Source organism: Corynebacterium sp. MSK039 (genome assembly GCF_030232315.1).
Taxonomy (GTDB): domain Bacteria; phylum Actinomycetota; class Actinomycetes; order Mycobacteriales; family Mycobacteriaceae; genus Corynebacterium.
In genome coordinates this window covers 369,231-377,617 of the sequence record NZ_JASPJL010000002.1, presented here as the reverse complement: position 1 = coordinate 377,617, position 8,387 = coordinate 369,231, and the positions used below count along the sequence as shown (strand labels likewise).

7 protein-coding genes and 2 tRNA genes are annotated in these 8,387 nt (G+C 64.6%); 1 reads left to right on the top strand and 8 read right to left on the bottom strand.

The annotated features are described in order from the left end of the window. The 5 genes from QP997_RS03305 to QP997_RS03285 all read right to left on the bottom strand — a co-directional run. Positions 1-362: terminase gpP N-terminus-related DNA-binding protein (locus QP997_RS03305; RefSeq protein WP_284846197.1), on the bottom strand; the 362-nt coding region annotated here is incomplete at its 3' end. A 177-nt stretch (positions 363-539) separates the two neighbouring features. After that, positions 540-612, bottom strand: a tRNA-Glu gene (locus tag QP997_RS03300). A gap of 38 nt (positions 613-650) precedes the next feature. Then, positions 651-722, bottom strand: a tRNA-Gln gene (locus tag QP997_RS03295). A gap of 117 nt (positions 723-839) precedes the next feature. Next, positions 840-2,339, bottom strand: coding sequence for a glutamate--tRNA ligase (gltX, locus tag QP997_RS03290; protein ID WP_070760819.1), 1,500 nt, complete (start codon positions 2,337-2,339; stop codon positions 840-842). Positions 2,340-2,489: 150 nt separating this feature from the next. Next, positions 2,490-3,566 carry a CE1 family esterase gene (locus QP997_RS03285; RefSeq protein ID WP_284846196.1) on the bottom strand — a complete coding sequence of 359 codons (1,077 nt, stop codon included), beginning with the start codon at positions 3,564-3,566 and terminating at the stop codon, positions 2,490-2,492. A 106-nt stretch (positions 3,567-3,672) separates the two neighbouring features. On the opposite strand from QP997_RS03285, the gene QP997_RS03280 reads away from it, so the two are divergent. Beyond that, a complete protein-coding gene (locus QP997_RS03280) occupies positions 3,673-4,815 on the top strand; it encodes an isochorismate synthase (RefSeq protein ID WP_284846195.1) in 1,143 nt (380 codons plus the stop codon). A 54-nt stretch (positions 4,816-4,869) separates the two neighbouring features. Here the strand turns inward: QP997_RS03280 and QP997_RS03275 are convergent, their stop codons facing one another. From QP997_RS03275 to QP997_RS03265, 3 genes are read right to left on the bottom strand one after another with little or no spacing between them, the layout of a single operon-like run. After that, complete coding sequence (locus QP997_RS03275) at positions 4,870-5,676, bottom strand: fumarylacetoacetate hydrolase family protein (RefSeq protein WP_012360016.1); 807 nt, start codon at positions 5,674-5,676, stop codon at positions 4,870-4,872. 11 nt (positions 5,677-5,687) lie between these two features. Beyond that, on the bottom strand, positions 5,688-6,407 hold the full coding sequence (locus tag QP997_RS03270; protein WP_284846194.1) for an exonuclease domain-containing protein: 720 nt from the start codon (positions 6,405-6,407) through the stop codon (positions 5,688-5,690). Positions 6,408-6,444: 37 nt separating this feature from the next. Next, on the bottom strand, positions 6,445-8,307 hold the full coding sequence (locus QP997_RS03265; RefSeq protein WP_284846193.1) for a DUF294 nucleotidyltransferase-like domain-containing protein: 1,863 nt from the start codon (positions 8,305-8,307) through the stop codon (positions 6,445-6,447). Positions 8,308-8,387 lie beyond the last annotated feature (80 nt).

Here is an 8,387-nt window from a genome sequence, read left to right as displayed (position 1 = left end):
ATGCGAGCACGTTCTTCTCGTTCCTTTTTCGACATCAGCCCCCATTGTCCCTCTTCACGATGGCGTTGTGTCCAAGAATAGACGCTCATTTTTGACCTCAGCCCACATTCTTGAGCGATGTCAGCTGGGCTCCAGCCGGAGCTGAAAAGTTCGACAGCACGAAGCTTGACCTCAAACGGGTAACGCGTCAAGGTTTTCGCCTGCTTACGCGGTCTACCTGGAGTGGTGGGTTCACGCAACCATTTGTACAGCGTCCATCTCCCCGGATACCCCAGCTGCCGGGTCGTCTTCGTCACCGACTGAGTGCGCTTATAAACCTCAATCGCTCTGCGACGCTGCTGATCTGTGTACGAACGGTTCATAAGTGGAATCCTCCAAGATCCCGTCCGCATCCCCTTTTGTCACTTAACCCGCCCTCCTCAGCGCCCTAGGGTTATTCCTTGCATCTGAGGCTTCGTCCCTATCCGCGACCATCAGGCTTGGGGACTCCGCAGAAAAGAAAACAGCCTCACCGGAAAACCGGTGAGGCTGTTGATTTGTACCCCGTACGGGATTTGAACCCGTGTTACCGCCGTGAGAGGGCGGCGTCCTAGGCCGCTAGACGAACGGGGCATTAGGACGCGAGAGAAACTTAAAGTTAATCTTCGCTGCTGGCCTACCAGGACTCGAACCTAGAATGACGGTACCAGAAACCGTAGTGTTGCCAATTACACCATAGGCCAATCGTTAACACTGCGAGCATCTCCTTCTTGAGGAGCCCTGCGCTGTGCAACGATGACTACTATAGCCAGAAGCCATCGTCACACACAAATTGGCAGGTCGTCGCCTATTTTTAAACCTTAGTTCGCAGGCTGTTCAGCTTGGAAGGGAGTCTGCTCCAGCCCGGCGCGCAGGCGGGCCAGCGTGGAGTCCTTGCCCAGCAGCTCCATGGACTCGAACAGCGGCGGGGACACGGCCTGACCACAGATCGAGACGCGCAGCGCACCGTAGGCCACGCGCGGCTTGAGCTCCATCTGCTCGATCAGTCGGGTGGACAGGGCCTTCTCGATCGCCTCGGTGCGGAAGTCCTCCTCCGCGATGGCTTCGAGCTCCTCGATCGCCGCAGCCAGTGGCTCCTTCGCGGCCTCCTTGAGGTTCTTGCGCGCCGCCTTCGGCTCCAGCTCAAGGTCCTCGTCCTTGGTCAGCAGGAAGCGCAGCAGGCCGTCGGCGTCACTCAGCACCTTGATGCGGGTCTGCACCAGCTCAGCGGCGAAGGCAAACTTCTCCGCCGGGTAGTCCGCCGGCCAATCCTTGAATTCCTCCAGGTAGGTGCGCAGACGCTGCGTGAAGTCCGCCAGATCCAGCATGCGGATGTGGTCGGCGTTGATGGCCTCCATCTTCTTGTGATCAAACCGCGCCGGATTCGGCTTCACATCGGCGATGTCGAAGTTCTCAATCAGCTGGGACATCGTGAAGATGTCCTCGTCGGCGGACAGCGACCAGCCGAGCAGCGAGAGGTAGTTGAGCATGCCCTCCGGGATCACGCCGGCGTCGCGGTGGTTGAAGAGGTTCGACTCCGGGTCGCGCTTACTCAGCTTGCGGTTGCCCTCCCCCGTGACGAACGGCAGGTGCGCGAAGGTGGGGACCTCCTTGGCCACGCCGATGCGGATCAGCGCCTCGTAGAGCGCGATCTGGCGCGGGGTCGACGGCAGCAGGTCCTCGCCACGCAGCACGTGGGTGACCCCCATCAGCGCGTCATCCAGCGGGTTGACGAGGGTGTAGAGCGGCTGCCCATTGGAGCGGGCGACGACGAAGTCCGGCATCGTCTTGCCGTCGACGTCCATCTCCCCACGGACCAGGTCGGTCCAGGTGTAGCGGCGGTCGTGGTCCATCTTCAGGCGCCAGACCGGCTTGCGGCCCTCCGCCTCGAACGCGGCGATCTGCTCCTCGGTGAGGTCGCGGTCGTAGTTGTCGTAACCCAGCTTCGGGTCACGACCAGCGGCCTTGTGGCGCTCCTCGACCTCCTCCGGAGTGGAGTACGCCGGGTAGACCTCGCCGGCGGCCTTCAGCTTTTCCAGGACCTCGGCGTAGATATCCATGCGCTGGGACTGGCGGTAGGGCTCGTGCGGGCCGCCGGTCTCGATCCCCTCGTCCCAGTCGAGGCCGAGCCACTTCAGGGAGTCGATGATGGCCTGGTAGGACTCCTCGGTGTCGCGCTGAGCATCCGTATCCTCAATGCGGAAGATCAGCTTGCCGCCGGTGTGGCGAGCATAAGCCCAGTTAAACAGCGCGGTGCGCACCATGCCGACGTGCGGGGTGCCGGTGGGCGATGGACAAAAACGTACGCGAACTTCACTCATGGGCTCTTATCCTACCCGCGCTGCCCCGCTGCACGATCGAGTGCCGGGGCGAGCACTCGTCCCTCGCCTTTCACACACAAAAAGCCCCGGGTGGCATAGCGACACAACCCGGGGCGAGCGCAGGTCAAAGCCCTGCGCGTGACAAGTGGATTACTTAAAGAAGTTCCAGGACTCCTGCGCTGCATCCGGGTTGCTCGGGTACCAGGTGTGCTCGCCACCTGCGACCTTCTTCACCATCGTCGGTACTGCGCAGCCCCGGTAGCGGTAGGTCGTGATGTTGCCGTTCGTGGCGGCACTCGGAGCCTTAGAGACGTCACACTTGTTCCGGGCAGCGAACTGGCGGTGCACCTGGTTGATGGAGAGGTAGCTAGCGCCGTGACGGGAACCGCCGTTGTAGTTCACGATGTCATCGCCCGTGCCGTGGATGATCATGGTCGGCACCGAGGCATTCACACAGTTGCTCACCGCCGGGGTGTAGTAGGCGCCGGACACACCAACAACGCCCTTGACCAGGTCGGGTGCGGCACAACCGACGCCGAGGGCCAGGCCACCGCCATTGGACAGCCCGGTGGCGTAGACGCGGTTGCGGTCTGCCTTGCCCTCGCGGACCAGGGTGTTGACGATCTGGCGGACAAAGGCCACATCGGCGTTGCGGCTGGTGTTGGTGGCGTACGGGGCGCCACCCCATGCCGGGTAGGTCTCACCCTTGAAGGTGCTGCGTACCGGCTCTGGGTACACAATGATCGCCGAGTCACCGGCTGCGGTGTTTTCCAGGCCGGCGTAGCTGCGGGCGTACTTCGCGTCGTGCTGCCAGCCGCCGAACATGAACACGACCGGCAGGTTGTTCCGCAGGCCGGACTTCGGCATCTTGACGATCGCCTTGCGGGTCTTTCCGTTGACGGTGAAGGTCCGCTCGCTCAGGTTGGCGTTATTGCTCGGAGGGGTGCCTGCCCCGCCTCCGTTACCATTTTGCAGGCCGCCGACGATGCCGTTGATGATGCCAGCGAGATCCTCCAGGTCCCCTGCGGAGGAGCTGAGGCTGCCCATGGAGGACTGTGCCTGGGCTTCGGGGGATCCCTGTGGCACGAAAGACAGGGAAAGGGCTGCTGCAGCAGCGAGGGCTCCGGTCAGGCCGCGACGAATCATTCCGCGGGATTCTCCGGACTGGCGGGCCTGCTGCTCAGCGCGCTCACCGGCGCGCTGGGACGGATGAGGAAGAAAGTTCATGCGGCAAATGTACTCTATGCTCCCCCGGGAAACCTAGCTGCGCAGAAAACTGGCCCTTGAGGTGGCCATCGAGGAGCCCGCGGGGGTGGTCGGTAGACTGGCGGGTATGGATTCAGACAAAAGGCCGGTGACCGCTCCGGACTTTTTGCTGTCACGACCACATCACAGCATTCGGACTCAGGGGCGTAAGGCCACGTTCCCGGATCCTTTCGAGGCCAGCACTGCCCTGCGTGAGGGCACAGCTGAGCTGCTGGTCGGCGCGATTCCTTTCAACACTGGTTTTCGCGCCGCGCTCATGGAGCCGGAGAAGGTGGTCACCTTCGACGGCCCGCTCGAGCCGCCCGCATACTTCCGGGGACGAGAGGCCGCCGAGTCCCTCGAGGCGGTCGAGGTCACCGTCGCGACCACGAAGGAAGAGCATCAGGCCCGGGTCGCCGCGGCGATTCAGACCATCCGCCGCACCAGTTTGGAGAAGGTGGTTCTGGCTCGCGTGGCGGATGTGTACTTCGCGGATACCATCGACCCGCTGCTCGTCGCCGCCCGCTTCATCGATCTTTCCGCCAACCGTGACGGCTACGCTGTGGACCTGTCCGCGACCGGGCGCAAGGAGGACCAGGGGTCGATGTTCGTGGGCTCCTCCCCCGAGATGTTGGTCTCCCGGAAGGGCAGGACGGTTCGAGCTTTCCCGCTGGCGGGTTCAGCGCAGCGCACGGGCGTTGCAGAACGCGACGATGCGACCGCCGAGGAGCTGCGCTCCAGCGAGAAGAACCTCGTCGAGCACGCTCTTGTGGTGGAGCACTACCGCAGGATCTTGGAGCCGCTGTGTTCGGAGCTCGATATCCCCGCCGAGCCCCTCATTCACGAGACCACCGAGATGATTCACCTGGGAACCCCGATCGTCGGCACCCTGGCTGACGCGGACTACTCCGCTCTTGACCTTGCCCTGATGCTGCACCCAACCCCGGCGATCGGTGGCACCCCCACCGACGAGGCGGTGGGGATCATCGAGTCCGTGGAGGATCCCCGCGAGTTCTATGCCGGCGCCGTGGGCTGGTGTGATGCGGACGGCGACGGCGAGTGGATGGTCGCCATCCGTTGCGCCTGCGTGGAGGGGGATTCTGCGCGTGTGTGGGCCGGTGGCGGGATCGTCGCCGACTCCGATCCCCACGAGGAGGCGGAGGAAACCACCGCCAAGCTGCAAACCGCGCTGCGCGCGCTCAACGTCCCCGCCAGCATGCGAAACGTCTAACCCCCGCCCCCACGGCGCGGCGAACCTCCCCCGAGGCCGCCGACTCCGTATCTTCTAATACGCCTGAACCGGGTTGGCCAGCGTTCCCAGGCCTGGGATTTCCACCGCAATGCGGTCTCCCGGCACCATCTCCGCGGTTCCGGCCGGGGAACCGGTGCAGATCACATCGCCCGGCAGCAGGGTGAACGCGGAGGACACCCACTCGACGATCTCCGGGATGTCCTTGATCATCTGGTTAGAGTTCGAGTCCTGCTTGGTCTCGGTCTTCCCGTCGTGGGTCAGGTGCGCCTTGATGGGCAGGCTGTCGATGTCGATCCCGTCGACGTTCGTCTCGATCCATGGGCCCAGCGGGCAGAAGCTGTCCAAGCCCTTAGCCCGAGACCACTGGCCGTCGGCGAACTGCAAGTCGCGGGAGCTGACGTCGTTGACGATGGTGAAGCCCAGGACGACGTCCTTCCAGTTGTTGCGGTTGACGTCCTTGCACGGTCGCCCGATCACGATGGCGAGCTCGCCCTCGAACTCCACGCGGGTGGCCCACTCCGGGATGCGGATCGGGGCTTCGGGGCCGACGACGGCTGTCGGGGGCTTCAGGAAGATGGTCGGTGGGAGGTGCTCCGCGCCCTGCTTGAAGACCTCCTTGACGTGGTCGGCATAGTTGCGGCCCACGGCAACGATCTTGCTGGGAAGGATCGGCGCGAGCAGCCGAACCTCCTCGATCGGCCACGACTTACCGGTGAACTCCGGCTCGCCGAATGGGTGATTAGCGATTTCGCGGCAGGTGGCGCCGGTGCCGTCCGGCTGGCCACCCTCAAGCACCGCGAATGTCATTCCTTCTGGGTGAGCAATTCGGGCGATACGCATAGGTACCAACCCTACCTGGCTGTGCGCTCGATGATGTCGCTTAGGGTACTTGTTATCGAAAGATTATTTCTTTCGTGTTTCAGCATCGCGAGCAGCAGCTCCCCGCAGGCCAGCGCGTCGCTGAGCGCGTTGTGGGAACCGTAGTGCGGTAGCCCGTAGCGTTCCCGCACGCGAGGCAGCCGCAGGTCCTCACCCCGGGGGTAGGTCGCCATGCGCTCGAAGTACCGACGTTCGATGGCGAAGGTGTCGATGACTGGGACGGAAAGGCCCGAACCGAAGTGTTGCCTACAGGCCTGACCTAGGAACTGGGTCTCGATGGGCGAAAAATGCACGACCATCGCCCGGCCCCGTAGCGCCAACAGCAACCTGCTCAACACGTCGCGCAGCGGCTCCCCAGCCTCGATGTCCGTGTGGGTAATGCCATGGATCTTCGCCGATTCCATGCCGGCGGGTACGCGTTCCAGGGCCTCCGGCTCGTGGTGGATCACCGCGTAGTCCGCCTCGGCCGGGGTGATGCGCCCGCCGGTCATGGGCACCCAACCGATGGAGAGGACGAGGTCCTTCTTCGGGTCCAGGCCAGTGGTTTCGACGTCCACGGCCAGCAGTGGGGCCTCTCCGATGGGCTGGTCCACCTTGGCGCGGGGGACGTCGTAGTACTCCGCCAGGGAGCCCGTCGCCTTGCGGGTCCGCCAGGAGGTCCCCAGCCAGGGGGCTTGCCACCACTTCGCCATTGCTGCTCCTTTAATAATCCTCTCGCTCGTTGCTGCACTACACGCTGCGCACGGGGAAACGCACCGAGAGCCCCGATTGGGCCTTCTTGATGATCTGGAAGGCATCCCGCAGGTGCTCTCGTTCCATCTTCTTTAGCTCCCCCGGGTCGACCCGGTAGTCCGGCGCCTCCCCTGCCGCGTCCTGCTTCGCCTGGTGGTGAAGGCTGATGGAAGACAGGAAATCGAAAGCATCGGTGAGGTCTGCCGCGGCCGATCGGCTGAGCGACTCCCCCGCCGCCGCGGCCAGCCGGGACCGGGTGGAGAGCTCGTGACTGCCGCTCAGAATCGCGTGCAGGCGCGCGATCTGCACGACGGCGGCCAACCCGCCCTTCTTGATGTCCAGGGTGTGCGCGTGCTCGCCGCGCCGCCCCAGGATCAGGCCACGAAAGACCCCGAGCGGGGGTTCCCGGCGCACCGCGAGCGCGGCGAGGTGCGCGTGCAGCCGGGGTGCCTGGTTGGCCGCAGCAGTTGCGTAGGCGTGGATCTCATCGACCATCTCCTCCCCGCCGCCGACGGCTCGCATGTCGAAGAAGGTCTGCGCGTGCAACAGGGCGTCGGGTTCGGGGGCGGTGATCCAGTGGTGGAAGGTCGCCCGCCATTGGCTGACCGTCATCCGCCACTGCGGGTTGGAAGCCATCATGTCGCCGGGGCACAGCGGCTGCCCGGCGGTGGCCAGACCCTGGCAGACCATCTCGCCAAGGCGCCGGAAGTACTCGCCGTGTTCCTCGGGCCGGTACTCATCGGAGATGACCAGGGCGTTGTCCTGGTCGCTGGCTGTCCCCATCTCGCGGCGCCCCTGGGAGCCCAGTACGGCGAAGGCGAAGGGCACAGGGGCTGGGCCCAGTTCCTCCTCAGCGAGCGTGAGCAGCCGCCTGGTCAGCGCGTCGGTGGCCACGGTGAGCAGCCGCTGGGCCTCCTCAGAACTGGCCCCGCGCTCCAAGAAGCGAATGGCCACGGACTTGGCGGAGCGATAGGTCTCGGCCAGTTCCTCTGGCGTGCTCTGGCGCGCGAGCTGGCCGGAAAGATAAAGCGGGTCTGACTGCATGAGGCGCATGATGTCGGCCGCGGCGATGATGCCCGCAACCCTGCCGTCGTCGACGACCGGGATGTGGTGGATCCCGCGCTCCGCCATGAGCAGCATGGCCTCGAAGACGAGCGCATCCGAACCCAGGGAGATCGGGTTGGCGGTCATGGCCTCGGCGACCGGCGAGTCCCCGCTGATGTCCGCGGCGACGGAGCGTCGCATGTCGCGGTCGGTGATGATGCCGCGCAGCTCGCGGTCGTCGATGACCAGCAGCGAGCTGACGTTGTGCTCCCCCATGCTGATCGCGGCGTCCCGCAGCGTGGTCTGTGAGGTCGTGGCGGCGGGATCGGTGATAGCAAACGCCCCCAGCGGGGTGCGCAGCACCTCGGAGCTGGTATTGCTGCGGGTCTGTTCCGCCGCGAGCCGGATGCGCTCGGAGAGGCTGGAGAAGTAGCGCAAGAAGTCCGCGAATTCTTCCGCGAGCGGGGCGAAGGTCTCCCGCGAGATGTAGATGATGAGGCTATCCTCCACAGCCTCCATCTGATAGTGGGATTCGGGCTCGGCGACGAGGGTGGAGTAGCCAAAGGTCTGGCCGATATCCCGGCGGTCCAGGAGGATGCCGTCCTCATCGATGACGTCCACGGCCCCGGAGCGGATCACGCCGAGCTCGTCGTTGACCTCCCCGTGGCGGATGAGGACCTCGCCTTTGCGGGCGTAGCCGATCTGGGTTCCCGCGGCGAGGGCGTTCAGTGCGGGTTCGGGAAGCCGGGAGAAGGGCTCGTGGGCGGCGAGGAAGCTACGGATCTCCTCGACTTCGACGCTGACTGGCGCATTCATGGCCTCAACCTACCCATTCGGACCTAGGTTTGGGCGCCAAACCACCGAAGTGTTTCTCACCGACGCGCCCAAGACATGAC